This window comes from Alteromonas ulvae (assembly GCF_048987005.1).
Lineage (GTDB): Bacteria > Pseudomonadota > Gammaproteobacteria > Enterobacterales > Alteromonadaceae > Alteromonas.
The window spans coordinates 301,238-318,203 of record NZ_CP185261.1; the positions used below are offsets into that span (position 1 = coordinate 301,238).

12 protein-coding genes are annotated in these 16,966 nt (G+C 45.5%); 5 read left to right on the forward strand and 7 right to left on the reverse strand.

Annotation, left to right across the window (positions count from 1 at the left end; genetic code table 11):
* The first annotated feature begins 31 nt into the window (after positions 1-31).
* Positions 32-898, forward strand: a complete 867-nt coding sequence (locus ACOJR9_RS01280; protein ID WP_420934635.1) for an ATP-grasp domain-containing protein — start codon at positions 32-34, stop codon at positions 896-898.
* Positions 899-1,023: 125 nt separating this feature from the next.
* On the opposite strand, the gene ACOJR9_RS01285 is transcribed toward ACOJR9_RS01280, so the two are convergent.
* The 4 genes from ACOJR9_RS01285 to ACOJR9_RS01300 all read right to left on the reverse strand — a co-directional run bounded on the left by ACOJR9_RS01285 (position 1,024) and on the right by ACOJR9_RS01300 (position 6,609).
* Positions 1,024-2,277 carry a DUF3300 domain-containing protein gene (locus ACOJR9_RS01285; RefSeq protein WP_420934636.1) on the reverse strand — a complete coding sequence of 418 codons (1,254 nt, stop codon included), beginning with the start codon at positions 2,275-2,277 and terminating at the stop codon, positions 1,024-1,026.
* Between the two features lie 175 nt (positions 2,278-2,452).
* Positions 2,453-3,067, reverse strand: a complete 615-nt coding sequence (ribA, locus tag ACOJR9_RS01290; protein ID WP_420934637.1) for a GTP cyclohydrolase II — start codon at positions 3,065-3,067, stop codon at positions 2,453-2,455.
* Positions 3,068-3,397: 330 nt separating this feature from the next.
* Positions 3,398-6,247 (reverse strand): EAL domain-containing protein, encoded by a 2,850-nt coding sequence (locus ACOJR9_RS01295; RefSeq protein ID WP_420934638.1) that lies wholly within the window; start codon positions 6,245-6,247, stop codon positions 3,398-3,400.
* Positions 6,248-6,276: 29 nt separating this feature from the next.
* On the reverse strand, positions 6,277-6,609 hold the full coding sequence (locus ACOJR9_RS01300) for a hypothetical protein (RefSeq protein WP_420934639.1): 333 nt from the start codon (positions 6,607-6,609) through the stop codon (positions 6,277-6,279).
* A 408-nt stretch (positions 6,610-7,017) separates the two neighbouring features.
* Here ACOJR9_RS01300 and ACOJR9_RS01305 point away from each other — a divergent pair, with 408 nt between their 5' ends.
* On the forward strand, positions 7,018-7,686 hold the full coding sequence (locus ACOJR9_RS01305; protein WP_420934640.1) for a glutathione S-transferase: 669 nt from the start codon (positions 7,018-7,020) through the stop codon (positions 7,684-7,686).
* Between the two features lie 57 nt (positions 7,687-7,743).
* Here the strand turns inward: ACOJR9_RS01305 and recQ are convergent, their stop codons facing one another.
* A complete protein-coding gene (gene recQ, locus ACOJR9_RS01310) occupies positions 7,744-9,582 on the reverse strand; it encodes a DNA helicase RecQ (RefSeq protein WP_420934641.1) in 1,839 nt (612 codons plus the stop codon).
* Positions 9,583-9,821: 239 nt separating this feature from the next.
* Between recQ and ACOJR9_RS01315 the strand changes: the two genes are divergently transcribed.
* Positions 9,822-11,159 carry a magnesium transporter gene (locus tag ACOJR9_RS01315; protein WP_420934642.1) on the forward strand — a complete coding sequence of 446 codons (1,338 nt, stop codon included), beginning with the start codon at positions 9,822-9,824 and terminating at the stop codon, positions 11,157-11,159.
* Between the two features lie 149 nt (positions 11,160-11,308).
* Positions 11,309-12,289 (forward strand): EamA family transporter RarD, encoded by a 981-nt coding sequence (gene rarD, locus ACOJR9_RS01320; RefSeq protein WP_420934643.1) that lies wholly within the window; start codon positions 11,309-11,311, stop codon positions 12,287-12,289.
* Between the two features lie 68 nt (positions 12,290-12,357).
* Here the strand turns inward: rarD and ACOJR9_RS01325 are convergent, their stop codons facing one another.
* Entirely contained in the window at positions 12,358-13,620 is a 1,263-nt protein-coding gene (locus tag ACOJR9_RS01325; protein ID WP_420934644.1) for a diguanylate cyclase, read from the reverse strand.
* Positions 13,621-13,660: 40 nt separating this feature from the next.
* Positions 13,661-15,832, reverse strand: a complete 2,172-nt coding sequence (uvrD, locus tag ACOJR9_RS01330) for a DNA helicase II (RefSeq protein WP_420934645.1) — start codon at positions 15,830-15,832, stop codon at positions 13,661-13,663.
* Between the two features lie 304 nt (positions 15,833-16,136).
* Between uvrD and cysE the strand changes: the two genes are divergently transcribed.
* Positions 16,137-16,937 carry a serine O-acetyltransferase gene (gene cysE, locus ACOJR9_RS01335; protein WP_420934646.1) on the forward strand — a complete coding sequence of 267 codons (801 nt, stop codon included), beginning with the start codon at positions 16,137-16,139 and terminating at the stop codon, positions 16,935-16,937.
* The last annotated feature ends 29 nt before the right edge of the window (positions 16,938-16,966 follow it).

Consider the following 16,966-nt stretch of genomic DNA (forward strand, 5'->3'; position numbering starts at 1 on the left):
TGTTAATTCTCAATTCACAAATGAGACATTCATGTTACATATAGCTTTTCTTTCTACCGATAATTTGGACGATTTCTTCGTTTATGATGAATTGCTCATTCCTTACTTTGAGGATATGGGGTGTTCGGTAGAGACAATCTCATGGCACAAAAAGAACGTCAATTGGGACCAGTACAATTACGTTATCGTGCGCAGTACGTGGGACTACCAACAGCATCCTGACACCTTTCTCAATACATTGAGGGCCATTGACGAGTCATCGGCTAGCTTACTAAATCCTTTAGCGCTGATTAAATGGAACATAGAAAAGCAGTATTTGAAGGACTTAGCTATCGCAGGCCTACCCATAGTAGATACTAAGTGGGGGGAATGTTTGGTGGAGCAAGATATACACGATGCTTTTGCGCGTTTTAATACTGAAGAAGTTGTTATTAAGCCAACGCTGAGCGCAAACGCTGATGATACCTTTAGAGTCTCTTCCTCAAATTTGGCCGTGGTAATGCCCTCATTGCTGACTACCTTTGCCGCCCGTCGGTACATGATTCAGCCGTTTTTACCTAGCGTGGTGGAGGAAGGGGAATTCTCGCTGTTTTATTTCGGGGGGGAGTACAGCCATGCCATTTTAAAAGTGCCTCAACAAGGAGACTTTCGAGTTCAGGAGGAGCACGGTGGGCAATTGTTACCCGTTGACGCAAGCAAAGAGCAGCAACACATAGCAGAGCGAGCATTAGGAGCAATGCCGACTTCAGCTCTATATGCACGTGTCGACCTAGTCCACCAACACAATGAGTGGGCTATTATGGAGCTAGAACTTATAGAGCCGTCTCTATACTTCAATTTAGACCCGGCTTCTCCTGCTCGTTTTGTACAGGCGTTACTGTCTTATTCGATAGCCTAGGTTTAAGGCTAATGGCTACTGCTTTTTTTTACAACGCCCTAGTAGTAGCCACTGTTAGCCAATGCCTGCAGGATTATTAAGCGTCTGTTTCTGGCACCTTATTGTTAACGCCTTTTGTTTCGAAGCTATTTGTCTTTAGATAGCCGATTTTGAGACTGAACATTTCTGCTTCGCTCGTAATGGCTCACGTTTCTTTTGGGCGATACGTTACGAGAGACCGTTTGCTTGCTTGTTCGAGTGACAGTCTGCCTATTCGCTGTCCGTTTGTTCGAAACGCTGCCAGTCTTTACTACTGGAGAAACTTGGTTTTGTGACGTTCTGCTGCGGTTAGCGTCTTTCCTAAACGTTCGCGTCTTATTTATTGCTGCCTTGTTTGTCCCTGTTCTGCGTATCGCAGATTCTGGTTTTATAGACTGTGCTTTTGATATCGACCTTGAGCCGAGCGAACTAGCAAGATGCCTAGTAGATACGCTTCTATTACTGCTGTGCACAACACGAGTGGGTTGAGTTTGCAACACGCGCGTTGAGTAACGGGCTCGTCTGTGATCCACACGATGCTCCCAGCGTTGATAATCATTGCTGATCACTCGTTTGCGCTGACTGCCTCTGTAAAACCTGTGCACTGGCTGGCGATGCACAATAACATGGCGATTACTCCAGTGCACAGCACCGAAAGAGAAGAAGGCCGATATTCTCACTCGCGGTGACCAATATACGTTTCTATGACGGTGATAATTTACCTGGTGAGACCAGAATATCGGCGCAATAGGGTGCCACCAATTTCCGTACACAATTTGAGGGTCGTAATAAGGTACATACACCACCTCTCGCTGACGAGGGGAGATATAAATAATCTCTCTGGAATGGTTTTGCTCTGTTTCCACTTCAATATAGTCATTGGTATCTAAGTTCCCAGTGTTTCTTGCGTGTTGACGCAACACTTGAACGCGGTCGAGTACTCTGTCTTGGCTTATCAAGACGCTGTCGCCGAGTTGTTGCAGCCAGTCTAGGTCATTGGCCATGGTGTTGAGCAAATCAGTAAATGCGGCCAACGCCTTCACGCTTGGATCCCAATCCACATCTTCTAATACGTCTTCAACCTGCTCTGGCGTAAGGTGTTTGTTACTTTGTCGCCACCTATCTGCTGAAATCACATCAAGGGGGTAGGTAGAGGCGATGAGTATGTGGGTGAGTAAGGTATCGGGATATAAAGCAATAGGAGCCAAAAGGCTGTCCAATTGTGCATTAGGTACTTGAGTTTGGCGAGTAGACAACGACTGATTAGCGGTAATATCAACGGTTGATTGCTGAGCAACTACCGGCAAACCAACTGCAATGCCGCCGAGGGAAATTGCGATAGAAAGGGCTATGTTTTTCATACATTCTCCTTACATTGTCATTGTGCGCTTGCTGTAGCGAACAAACAATGTTGGTAAGTCTGTATACGTTATAACCCGCGGTTAATTAACCTAAGCTGAATAAAAAAACGCCCCCTTCGGGCAGCGCTTGTGAGCTGCAAAAATGTACAGCAAAAAATAGCACGCCCTTGCAATACTATTTAAAAATATGGGGGTCGAATGCGTGTCCCAGCTTTTCTGTTTTGGTTTTTAAATAGTGTTTATTGTCTTTCGTTACGCCATGATCGATAGGTTTGCGCGATACAACGTCTATTCCAAGGGCTGTAAGAGCCGCTAGTTTCTTAGGGTTGTTTGTCATTAACTCTACGCGGGTAACGTCTAGCGTATCTAGCATGAGTTTACAGATGTCGTAGCTACGAAGGTCAGCATCGAAGCCTAAATGCTCATTGGCTTCTACGGTGTCCATGCCGCTATCTTGCAGATTGTAAGCACGTATTTTATTAAGCAGTCCAATGCCGCGACCCTCTTGGCGAAGGTATAGTAGTAAGCCAAAGCCATTATCGACAATGTTTTGCATGGCTTTTTCTAACTGAAAACCACAGTCGCAGCGGGTACTGAAAAGAGAATCTCCGGTCAAGCACTCTGAGTGGATTCGAATTGGCACAATATCGCCTTTCTTCCAGTTGCCGTATGATAGGGCAACGTGCTCTTGACCACTGGCTTCAACGAAGCCGTGTATTTTGAAATCACCAAGCCGCGTTGGCAATTTTGCTGAACTGACAAATTCGTATTTAGGCTGTTTGCTACTCATGTTACTTCTACGCTTAGGACAGTAGGCCATATGTGGGGATAATCACAGCTTTTGCAAGCCAGATATCAGCACTGATCGCTACCGAATTTGGTAGCATCTTTTCTAGGTCGTCTTTTGTATGTTTTCGCTATTATGCACTCTTTACCGCGCAATGTTACATTGTATCATTTATTGAAGGTAATGTTACACGGTTATTAAAAAGCGTTATTGCCAATGGCCCACCATTATACGCATTTCATCCGGTTTTGGTGTTTTTGCTCTATCACTCTTTTTTATTTGATATAAATTGAAGGCGGGCTCAATGTTATGAAACTGTCGTAATTAGGCGTTCTACAGCGGGGTGAAATTGACGAGAGGGGCAGGCATCGCGACACCATAGCCCTGAGCGAAATCGATTCCCATGTTTCCTAGTTGGGTCATTGTGGCTTCATTCTCAACAAACTCTGCCACTGTCTGCATGCCCATGGCTTTCGCCACATCCTTTATCGATGCAACCATAGCAGTGTCTATGGCGTCGTTAAGCATATCTTTTATAAACATGCCGTCTATTTTCACCTGATCCACAGGAAGGCTTTTAAGATAGTTGTAGGATGAAAAGCCGCTGCCAAAATCATCAAGAGAAAATGTGCAGCCTAAATTTTTGAAGGTCTGCATAAAGGCCAACGTGTCCTCCATTTTAATAATGGCCACTGACTCAATAACTTCAAAGCAAATTTTGTTATACGCAATACCAAAAGTTTCAAATGCATTAAGAATGAACAACGTAAAATCTCTATCGGCCAGGGAGTGGCAGTTTAAGTTGATGCTGCAGCGCTTGAGATTGCTTAGGTGCTCGGGGTTTTCCGATAGCCACTTGAATGTATTCGTTACTACCCACTTGTCTACGTTTACGTTCATTTCGAAACGCTCTGCGGTAGGCAGAAAGTTGGCGGGCTCTACAATTTTCCCGTCGCTTTCTCGCAAGCGAAGCAGCACTTCGTAATAATACCCTTCATTAGCTTGGCTCAGTGGTCGAAGCGCCTGATAAAACAGTTCAAAACGGTTTTCTTCTAACGCGTTGTTAATGGTAGATACCCAATCTAGTTCGCGTTGATAACGCTGCGTGCTCTCTTCATTACTGTTGTATCGATGAATTTGATTGCGGCCTTGGTCTTTGGCGAAATAGCACGCTGCATCTGCCATGCTTAAGTACTGCCCAGCACTTGTGGTATTTTCATCGCATACCACCATGCCAATGCTCACGCCTAAATTGAAAATGCGGTTGTTCCACATAAAGCGGTAGTCTTGCACTGCATTAAGTATCTTTTCTGCGTTCTCAAAGACACGTTTCTCATCATAATCTGAATAAATGATACCGAATTCATCGCCGCCTAGACGGGCAAGAAGGGCGTTTTTTAAAAGCGTGTTTTCTATCAGTCTGGCGATATCTTTTATGAGTACGTCACCCGCCTTATGACCGCAGGTATCGTTAACTATCTTAAACCGGTCTAAATCTAAATACAGAAGACATATAGGCGGGCTGGAAACCGATGCTACCTTACTTTTAAACTCAGTTTCAAACTGGCGGCGATTGTATGCCCCTGTCAGGGAGTCGTGAGTGGCTAAATAGCGTAAGTTAAGATCCGATTGTTTTTTCTCGGTGATGTCGATAATTGAGCCGAAAATATAGGGACCATCACCATTTTCTTGCAAACGGCAAGACAACGAAATCCAAAACTCTTCACCATTTTTTCGTTTAGCTCTTATTTCTTTACCAGTTAAGTGACCCGTTTGAGACAGTTCGCCTAAGAGAAGCTGCCTGTCATCAGCGTTAGCATAGAAAACCGATGTTTTTGCGCCGGTTTCCAGCATGTCGTCTTCATCGATATATCCAAAAAGCTTATACATGGCCGGATTTACAGACACTAAGTTACCGTCCCAAGTTGACGTGTAATGTCCTTCTGCTGAGTTTCTAAATAAATGATAGAAATGGTTTAAGTTGGTAATGATTTCTTCTTTTTTAACCAACTGCTTTTTGTTGTAAAACCGTTCTTTTGTTGCTGCGGCCATGCCTAAACACAACAGCCCAAAGGCGGCAAAAAACAGCATAACTAAATAGACACTGAAGGTATAAACCATGAAGTGATAAAGGCCTTGAATCGATATTGCAAACAAGACAAAAAACGAGAGCCATCCAGTTGAGAACAAGCGACTTGTTTGTCGATTTTCTTTAAACGTAAGCGCCAAAGCAACTTGGCTTACACTCATGACCGCAATAGTGCTGAGCAGAACTACCACAGCCGCAGTGGGCTTGATGAAAAAGCAATATAAGCACACCAAAGGAATGACAGAATTAAGTACCTTGAGAAAAACGGGAACTCGAGGAAATAGGTGATGGGTTACTTTTGCAAAGCACAGCAACATCAACATTGATGCGATAATAAATGCCGCTTCAGTTGTGTTGGTTAAGCTTGGCGACAAACCTAGTCCGCTTTGAAAAATGAAAAAAAGCGTCAGCATGGCCAATGATGACATCGCAAGCCAAAATCGAATGGCAACACGTTGGTTGAAGTAAGAAAGAAGGAAGTAGGTAATAATAAGTGCGAACACGCCAAGCACCGCACCTAAGGCAACCAGCATATTAGCATCGTATTGCTGGAGCACATCCCTTTCCCACAGCGTAACAGGAATATTGTTTAACCCTGTGTCTTTAATGCCAATGAGCAAGCGCACTTTTTGATAAGGCTGGAGAGTAAAAGGCAATCGAATACTAGGAATGGGTTGAGAGAGCGAAAGGTCTCCTTTTCCTGCCTGATAGCGATACGTTTTAATAATGCGCTCACTGTCGTTGAGCAAATAAAGCTGCAGATCGTCAATGTTTAGTCGATCTACCTTTACCACTAGGGAGAGCGGACTAAAGCCGTCGTGATGTATTTCGGTAGACAGCCACTGCCTTGTGTTTGCAGATTTAATCAGTTGGCCTGAAAAAGCACTCGTACCCTCTAATACATCAAAGTAGGTCGCCGAGTCAGGAGCGTGAGTTATGCTGCTATTGTGATTAATAAGACTATGTTGAAAAGACTCATCAATATGTATGTCATTTTTGGCGGTAGCGGAGAGTGACACAAGCAACAGTCCCGTTAGCGCGAGAGCATACGAAAACGCAGAGCGGACTGTGCGCTTGTTTAACGTAGATATCATGCGTTGGACGGAGCCCGAGTGCCGACTATTCACGAAAAAGCGCCGCCCTGTTCTTTTAGATAATTACCAATGATTTGAGGGTGTTGCTCGCTGCCGATGGGCTCAAGCCATATCGCTTCACATAACCACTCTATGCAAAGAAGACACTGAAAAGGCGGGTGGCCTTTCACAGAGGTTAATACCACCTGAAACCTGTCGGCGCCCCAATCAGCTTGTGAAGCTTGAAAGTGGAATAGAGATACAAACTGAGCCAGCCACTGCTCGGTTTTTAGGGGCGTAGTAGGTAAAGGGAGGGTTATCTCCACGCTTGAATCAGTGTTGCGAAGCGCTGCGATGACACTTGATGCCAGTAGCTGCTGCATAAATTGAAACCCTGTTAGTTTAATTGGTTATGTGCGTGTAAAGTGCTAATGAGTGGATAATTGACACTATGCTAACGCAATTTTATGGTTAGCTAAAGACGCCTAATCAACGGTGCTCCAATCCACAGCGGTCTAATTCACAGCAATAATATATTGACATAGTTAACGAAAAGCAGACTTTATCCGCGATTGCATGCAACATAAACAGAATGTCATGCAAAATCGTATTAGGGGTACGATGATTGCACAAATAAGCCGTGCGTATGAAAGCACATCACGTGCAAGATGTTAAATTGATGATTAAACGTCTAACTATAAGTAAACCTGCCATCGATTATCCATGTATATAATACAGCATAAGTTTATTAGTTTTATATGCGCTATGGCAACGCATATTAAGGAAAGAGCATGTTAACACTACACCATTTAAATAACTCTCGCTCTCAGCGTATTCTGTGGTTGCTAGAGGAGCTCGGTGTTGAATACAAAGTCGCGTTTTATGAACGAGACAGTCAAACCAATTTGGCGCCCGATTCACTTAGAGCTATCCACCCTCTAGGACGCTCACCCGTGCTCACCACGCCACATGGGGCCATCGCTGAATCAGGCGCTATCGTTGAATACCTAGTTCGCAATTACGCTGAATCCGCCTTTTCAGTGCCTGAAGACGACAAGGCGTTGCAGGATTATTGGTTTTGGCTTCATTTCGCCGAAGGCTCTTTGATGCCGCCGCTCGTGGCTAATCTAGTATTGGAGAAAGCCCGTCAGAAGGGCTCTAAACCGTTTTTCATAAAGCCGATCACTGACAAATTAGTGGATGGAATAATTAACGCATACTATGGCCCTAACTTGGCGCAGAGCCTTCGCTATGTAGAGTCGTATCTTGCCAGCCACACGTGGTTTGCAGGTGAGGAACCAACGGGGGCGGATATACAAATGATATTCCCTCTAGAGTCTCTTGTTGCTAGCGGTCGGGCTGATGATTTTGCGGCAATTCGCGGGTATGTGAAACGTGTACATGAGAGACCCGCTTACCAGCGCGCTTTAGAAAAAGGCGGTGAGTACGCGTACGCTTAGCTTTAATGCGACTTCATGCGGGGTGTGTAGTCGCTGGGATCCCTCTTAGCGCAACTCTTAGTCATTTCGATAGATGTAGTCTTCGATAAGTTTGATAAAAGCGTCGCCGTATCGTTCTAATTTGGTTTGTCCAACACCACTCACTTCCAGTAAGGTATTGCGAGTGACGGGCAGCTTACATGCCATATCGACTAAGGTCGCATCGCTAAATACCACATAAGGCGGTACTTCATTCTCTTCTGCCAGTACTTTGCGTAAATGCTTGAGCCTTGTAAACAAGGTTCGGTCGTAATTGGAAGGTGCTTGCTTGGCTTTTTTGTCCGGTTTAAATTCAAGTCGCGGTACTGCTAACTGCACCGGGACTTCGCCTTTTAATACAGGGCGCGAGGCCTCTGTAAGTCGCAGCGCCGCATGTGCAGTAATATCAACGCGTATCAGCCCTTTATGAACCAGCTGATTCAAAATGTTATGCCAATAACTGTCTGATTTGTCCTTTCCTATTCCATAGGTGGAAAGCTGGTGATGTCCTGCCTCTTGTAGCCTGCGAAGCTGCTTGCCCCGCAACACATCGATAACGTATTGACTTGATGCCTGTTGAGATAAGCGCAAAATGCATGATAAGGCTTTTTGGGCTATAACAAGGCCATCCACCATTTTTGGCGGGTCTAAACAAATATCACAGTTGCCGCAGGCGCTATCGCTAAACTGAGAAAAGTAGTTAAGCAAAACTTGCCGACGACAGGTTTGCGCTTCAGAAAAGGCTTCCATAGCAGCAAACTTTTGAAGTTCTATGTGATTTCTATCACCACTTTCGCCTTGCTCAATCCATTGCCTCACTCTGGCGGCATCTTTTTCGTCAAACAATAGCAGCGCTTCTGATTCTAGCCCGTCCCGTCCAGCGCGCCCGGTTTCTTGATAGTAGCTCTCTACACTACGAGGTACATCGTGATGAACCACATAGCGTACATTAGACTTGTTGATGCCCATACCAAAGGCTACTGTCGCGACCACAATATCAATTTTGTCATTGAGGAACTGACGCTGCACCAACTCTCGTTCATCGCTCTCCATGCCGGCATGGTAAGCAGCGCATCGAAAACCTAGTCTGAAAAGTTTGGCGTGCAAATCATCAACCTTGGCGCGGCTATTACAATAAATAATACCGCTGCCTTCTTGCTGCTTTACATAGTTAACAACCTGGTCAAAAGCTTTGTATTTTGACATGACGCGATAGCGAATATTAGGGCGGTCGAAACTGCCTTTGTACACCAGTGGCTCATATAACGTGAGCTGGTTTAAAATGTCGGCTTGAGTGGCTGTATCAGCAGTAGCGGTTAAGCCAATAACAGGAATGTGAGAGAAGCGCGATTTTATTTTACCTAAAGCGCGATAATCTTGACGAAAGTCATGGCCCCAATGGGATACGCAGTGGGCTTCATCAATGGCAAATAGGGCGATTTCCGCTCTGTTGAGTAATTGCTGAAATGAATACTGCATTAGGCGCTCAGGAGACACGTAAAGTAAGTCTAGTTTTCCTGCAATAAGCGCATCGTTAATATTAGCCTGGGCTTCAGCATCGAGTGTGGAATTGAGATAATCTGCCTTAACGCCGAGGGCTTTTAGCTGCTCTACCTGGTCTTGCATGAGGGATATCAGTGGTGACACCACTATGGCGGTACCGTCGCGAACTAATGCTGGTATTTGATAACACAACGACTTTCCACCGCCGGTAGGCAGCAGCACAAGTGCATCACCACCGTTACACACATGGTGAATAACTTCCCCTTGGCCATCGCGAAATTCACCGTAACCGAAAACGTTTTTTAGTACGTTCTCTGGCGATACGGTGTTGTCAGAGTGGGGTGATATTTCTGTGGTGGCTAATGCAGTTGTCATGGTTGGGGATTTTACGCTTTTTTTGCTCTGTCTTCACGGGGCATTTGTAAAAACTAGACTAAAATTCAGCGCAAGGCCCAAACATCGAACATCGAGACATTCCGAAACAGCCTAAGAAAGAGTGAATAAACAGGAACGTATAAGCGTATATACATCAGCCCGTCATATTTTCATACGCAGCAACATGGTAATCTAAGGGCGGTAAGATTGAAAAAGCGTGTGTTAACAGGAGGTATAGTGTGGCTGACCAATTACCAGATTTAATCGAAGAGATTGTTGCCGAAGGTATGGCTGACGACCCCGCGTCGTTATTAGCGGCGCTAAGTGGTCAAGATAATGTGTACATTGCTACGCTATTAGAATCGTTGCCCGTTGAGCCACGATTGGTGGTGTGGGAGGGAATACCGCGTGAGCAAAAGCTGAACGTATTGGTTGAGATGCGAAGCGACCCCCGTGAAATTCTTATCGATAATACGCCTCACAACGAATGGGCTTCTATTTTTGCTGACATCTACGCCGATGACTTACTTGAACTACTAGACTCGTTACCCAAGCGCCTTGTTGATTTGGCCTATGAGTCACTTGACTCCAAAGAACGAAAGTACTTTAGAGAAGCCTCACTTTTTCCTGATAATCAGATTGGTCACTGGGTAAACCATGAGCAGCTTGTGCTGCCTTCTAACGCAAAAGTTAAGGAGGCATTGCGCCTATTGAAGAAGAACATTCCTCAGCACTGCGACAGTATTTATCTTGTGAATCGAACGGGGCAATTTACTGCGCTGGTCAAAATAAATAAGTTATTTTCCGCTGAACAAGACAAAGCATTGACTGCATTGGCAGAAGATAATATCACTACGTTCAAAGGCGATGACGATGCCATGAATGCATCGTTAATAGTGCAGCGTTCAGGCTTAGCCTCACTGCCGGTGGTAGATGAAAATAATACCTTACTCGGCAGGCTTGATATTACCTCGGCTAGTGAACTAGTGAATGAGTTTTACGAGCGACAGGTCATGGCATCGGCCGGTATGGATGAAGACGAAGATTTATTTTCTCCCGTCGCGAAAAGTGCGAAAAATCGCGCATTGTGGTTAGGTATTAACTTACTCACTGCATTCATGGCATCGTGGTTTATTGGCCTGTTTGAAGGTACGCTTCAGCAGGTGGTTGCATTAGCAGTGCTTATGCCGGTTGTGGCAAGTATGGGAGGGATTGCAGGCAGCCAAACCCTAACGCTCATTGTGCGAGGTTTAGCACTAGGGCAGGTTACCCCTGCCAATATAAAAGCGTTAATGATTAAAGAGCTAAAAGTGGGCGGCGTTAATGGTGTTATATGGGCCTTAGTGATCGGCATTGTTGCCTATTTTTGGTTTACTGATGTAATGCTGGGTGTGGTTATTTGCTTAGCCATTTTGTTCAATATTGTAGCGGCGGCCATTGCAGGTGTGTTTGTGCCGATTATTTTAGATAAATTAAAAATCGACCCTGCGCTATCAGGTTCGGTTATTTTAACAACGGTGACGGACATTGTAGGCTTTGTAGCCTTCTTAGGTCTTGGTACATTATTCTTACTTTAAACGCGCTAAACCATACTCACAGACAGGGTTAACGGTGTTTAACCCGTTTATGTAACACTTTGGGCCGCAAGCACAACTGAGCGCTTGTTTAAAATAGCGTTGTATTAAACAATAGCGCGCTTATAGCCTGTTTCGTTTTGGAGTTATCATTGTCTAAGCCAGCTTCTGCCGCCCAAGTGGGCGTTATCTGTGCGATAGCCGCTTACAGTATGTGGGGCGTAGCCCCCATTTATTTCAAACAGTTGATGGTACTTCCTGCTGCTGAGATATTAATGCACCGAGTCATTTGGTCTGCGGTGCTACTAATTGTTTTTATCGCTGCGCTCAGACAATGGCCTAAAGTGATAACCGCACTGAGGGATAAGCGGGTAATGGTTATTCTCTTTTTCGCTGGTTTACTGCTGGGGGCTAACTGGTTGCTGTTTATTTGGGCCATAAATAATGACCACTTACTCGACGCCAGCTTAGGCTATTACATTAACCCGCTTATCAATGTGTTCTTAGGGCGTGTATTCTTGGGCGAACGGCTTCGAAACCTGCAGAGAACCGCGGTTATTTTAGCAGTAGTAGGTGTAAGTATTTTGGTGCTCTCTTATGGTGAAATACCTTGGATTGCGCTAGTACTGGCATCAAGTTTTAGTGTTTATGGTTTGCTGCGCAAGCAGGTGGCAGTAGATTCCTTACCTGGACTATTTATAGAAACCCTCATGCTATCACCGCTGGCCATAGGCTATTGGGTGCTTTATGGATCTGAATACAGCAACTTGTTCAACAATAGTATCGACTTAAACCTGCTTATCTTTGCCGCCGGTATAGTGACCACTGCGCCGCTATTGTGCTTTACCGCTGCAGCAAGGCGCATCATGTATTCCACTTTAGGGTTCTTTCAGTATATTGGTCCAACACTGATGTTTATTTTAGCCGTTTATCTCTACGGCGAACCATTAGAAGAGGCAAGGCTAACTACCTTTGCATTTGTGTGGCTGGCACTCGCGGTGTTTAGCGCAGATTCTATATTCAATTTTCGCAGACAGCGACAGCAAGCGCGAGCTGCTGCGCTTAAAGCGGCAAAGCTTCAAGCTTCGGAACTACAAGCTTCAGAGCTTCAAGCTGCTGCGCAAGATAAGTAGGCTATGCGCATAGTAAACGAAAGGTGCAATTCGTAGGTGTAGATACGTTAGTGTAATGAAAACAGCGGCTATTGATAGGTGGCGTGTAGCGACTCGTCAAACATCACTTTATTGCGGCCACTGCTCTTGGCGGCATAAAGTTGCTTGTCAGCATCGCTGATAAGTTTATCAATACGTTGGGTTACTGCGCCGCTCATACCTATGCTGCACGTCACGTGAGTGCTACCTCTTGGTAGCTCGATAGATTCATTTTCCACTACCTTTCTAAAATCATCGAGACGCTTACTGGCCTCTAAAAAGGGGGTGTTTGGCAGGTAAATGCAAAATTCTTCGCCGCCAAAGCGCGAAATAATTTCATCGGGAAAGTAAAATTCAATAAGTGCGGCAACGGCCTTTAACACCGCATCTCCTGCGTCATGACCATGGGTGTCGTTAATGGCCTTAAAAAAGTCTAAATCGATAAGCGCTAGTGCATGGTTTTCGAGGAGCTGTTGGTGCTCCATGGTCACGGTGTAGAAAAAATGACGTCTATTTGGCAGACCGGTTAGGTAGTCAGTATTGGCCGCACGCCTAATGGCTTCTACGCTCTCAATGTATTCCACATTCTGCATTACTCGGCACAAAAACTCTTCGTGGCAATAAGGTATCCGCAAAAAGTCGTTGGCTCCGCTTTTTATAAAATGGGCAGACATTAGCATGCCCTGGCCGCCGGCAATACCCATAACCGCTAGCTGCTCCTTTGAAAACGCTTTGCGAAGACTAGCAACAAATACGGTGCCGGACATATCGGGAAGCGTGTTGTCAGTAATCACAAGTCGAATGTGCTTGTGTGTCGATAGGGTCGTCATGGCCTCACTGGCGGTAAGGCATTCGTATACCACAAAGTTATGGCGCTCAAGTAGCGATAAGGTTCTGGTTCGCTGCACTCTGTTGGTACTGACTACCACCACGCCAGTAGATTTATTCTTTTCAAGTCGTGATATTAAGCGGATGAGGTAATCGTAGTTTTGCGCATTTTCTTTGGGAATGTAGTCGACTACATTACGTTCAAGTACTTTGTCGCGAGTAAGGGTGTCTAAGCTTTCTGTTGTGGCAATGGTGGGAATATAGGCGTCAATGGCAAAGTCGATAGCTTCGCCTTTCGGTGCGTCTGGCAATGTGTAAGCCACAATGGCACATAAAAAGGTTTCTGGCGTGTTTTGCGCAAAACGAACACGGCCTTCTGTTAATGATGTGGCACCCACAGGTGTAAGCCCGGCACGCCTTACTAGCCTTGAAATGATCTCTAGGTTGTTGTCGCCATTTTCAATGACCAGCACATGTTGCTGCATATAGTCCAACTTGGATATAGGCTACCTTGCCGAATTATTGCTACGCTTTATCCAATTTTGCGTAGGCGAGAACTAACCATTTACTGCCAAACTCATCAAAGTTTACCTGCACGCGAGCGTGTTCGCCACTACCTTCATAATTTAGCACAATACCTTCACCAAACTTTCGGTGCACTACCCGTTCGCCCAACTTAAACCCAGTTTCTTCAAATGACGCATGCGACGTCATCTGATTAAATCGGTTGTGCACAGGACGCGAAATAGTCGATTTTAGCCGCACTTCTTCAATGCAGTCTTCCGGCATTTCGCGGATAAAGCGCGACGCGGTGTGGTATTTGTCTTGACCATATAATCTACGACTTTCTGCATAAGTGATATACAACTTTTGCATAGCCCGCGTCATTCCAACATAGCAGAGACGACGCTCTTCTTCCATTCGTCCAGGCTCATCATTGGTCATTTGGCTTGGGAACATGCCTTCTTCAACACCGGCCAAAAATACCAAAGGGAATTCTAAACCTTTTGCGGTATGGATAGTCATCATTTGCACGGCATCTTGATCTTTATCGGCTTGGGTGTCACCGGCCTCAAGTGAGGCGTGAGCTAAAAAGGCCGCCAGAGGCGTCATTTCCTCTGCCTCATCGGGCATAATGAAGGTTTTACACGCCGTAACCAGCTCTTCCAAGTTCTCTAAACGGGCTTGCGCTTTTTCTCCGCGCTCAGACTGGTACATAGCGTATAGCCCAGACTGGCGAATAGCTTTGTCTGCCTGTTGATCTAGTGAATCATCAATCGTCGACTGTTCCAATTCTGTCACTAATAATACAAAACTTTGTATTGCGTTTAGCGCGCGACCTTTTAAGCTTGCTTCGTTAATCAGCAGTTGGCTAGCCTGCCACATAGAGCAGTTGTGCGTTCGCGCGGTTTCGCGCACCTGAGACAGGGTTTTTTCGCCGATGCCACGACTCGGTGTATTCACCACGCGCTCGAAGGCGGCATCGTCGTGGGGATGACTAACCATGCGCAGGTAACCAAGGGCATCTCTTATTTCTTGACGCTCGAAGAACCGCAGGCCACCGTAAATGCGATATGCCAGCCCTTCGTGTAGCAACGCTTCTTCTAAAACACGAGATTGAGCATTGTTTCGGTATAAAATGGCGGTATCGCTAAGGGCATTGCCTTGGTTCAGCCAGTCTTTTATCTTCGACACAATAAAGCGGGCTTCATCAAGCTCGTTAAAGCCGGCATACACCGAGATGGGCTCACCTTGACTATCTTCAGTCCAAAGCTCTTTACCCAAACGACCTGTGTTGTTATCGATAACGGTATTGGCCGCTTTCAGTATGTTGCCCGTGGAGCGATAGTTTTGCTCTAGGCGAATGGTTGCTGGCGATTCAAAGTCTTTTAAAAAGTGCTGAATGTTGTCTACATTTGCGCCCCGCCAACCGTATATAGACTGGTCGTCATCACCCACAATCATAATATTGTTATTATCACCGCTGCTCAGCATGCGTAACCAAGCATATTGAATGTTGTTGGTATCTTGAAATTCGTCCACTAACACCGCGCGAAAACGACGCTGGTAGTGGGCTAATACGTCAGGGTTTTTCGCCCACAGTTCATGAGCGCGTAGCAGTAATTCAGCAAAGTCTACAAGGCCTGAGCGATCGCAGGCATCTTGATAAGCGGTATACACTTCGCGCATGGTTTTTTGAATAGGGTCGTCAAAGGTTTCAATATGCTGAGGGCGCAGACCTTCGTCTTTGTTACCGTTGATATACCATTGAATTTGGCGAGGGGGATAGTGCTTCTCGTCTAAATTCATGGCCTTTAACATTCGACGAATCAAGCGATACTGATCGTCTGAATCAATGATTTGAAAATTCTCTGGCAGTCGTGCTTCAGCGTGGTGAGCGCGCAACAAGCGATGGGCTAAACCGTGGAACGTGCCAATCCACATGTTATGCAGGCTTTTGCCCATGAGCGACTCTATACGACCGCGCATCTCTTTAGCGGCTTTATTTGTGAACGTAACGGCTAAGATTGAGAAGGGTGCAATATTTTCGACTTCCATTAACCACGCTATACGGTGAACGAGTACGCGGGTTTTGCCACTACCAGCGCCTGCTAATACCAGCGCATTTGAGAGCGGTGCTGCTACAGCCTCACGTTGTTTGTCGTTAAGCTCGTCTAGCAGTCTGGATACATCCATAGTGTGGCACCTGTTATCTTATTTTATTCACAAATTAGAAGCGTCGCTATTATGCCAGCTGACTGTTAATTTATACAGTCTAGTTTTGGCTTCTCTTCACTGGTGTGCGGTTGGCTCCATTGATATGGCAAATAACAAACCTATTGGAATAACTAATAATTATTTGTTTAGCTAAGTTGATCAAAATTAGCTGTCGTTGGGTATCACTGTCATATTGCAATTCGTTAATCTCAGGTAAACTATTGGGTTTACGCTTTGCTGCTTAATGTTGCTGTACCTACGATAAATACCAACGGGAAATGCTATGTCTGTAACCTCTACGCCCATCGATTTTTGGTCTACTTTGAAACAAGAAGCAAAAATTGTTGCAGATAATGAACCGTTATTATCAAGTTACGTTCATGCCAGTGTATTGGCGCATCATAACTTTGAATCGTGCTTGAGCTTTATTCTTTCCAATAAAATGGCTGACGACGTGATGCCAGCCCTCGCTATACGGGAAGTCTTCGATCAGGCCTATTTACTAGAGCCAGGGATCAGTGAAGCGGCTACCGCAGATATTTTAGCCATTAAAGCCCGTGATGCCGCGGTAGGCGACTTTTTAACCCCGCTGCTGCATTTCAAAGGTTTCCATGCTGTTCAAGTGCATCGTATGGCGCATTATTTATGGATGCACGGTCGTCATCAGCTTGCTCTTTTTCTTCAAAGCCGCAATTCAGCGAGCTTCAGTGTGGATATTCACCCTGCTGCGAAAATTGGGAAAGGCGTTATGTTTGACCACGCCACCGGCATCGTTATTGGCGAGACCGCTGTGGTTGAAGACAATGTGTCATTGCTGCAAAGCGTTACGCTAGGCGGAACCGGAAACGAATCTGGCGATCGTCACCCTAAAATTCGCCAAGGTGTTTTAGTGGGAGCAGGGGCTAAAATATTGGGTAATATTGAAGTGGGCGAAGGTTCAAAAGTTGGTGCAGGTAGCGTGGTACTAAACGATGTCCCACCTCATGTAACTGTGGTTGGCGTGCCAGCAAAAATAGTTGGCCGTCCAGTATGTCAACACCCTTGCGAGTCTATGCAGCAAAATGTGCTTGAGGATAATGTGTAATAGCGACGGCGGCGCCGTTAAGGTTTGCC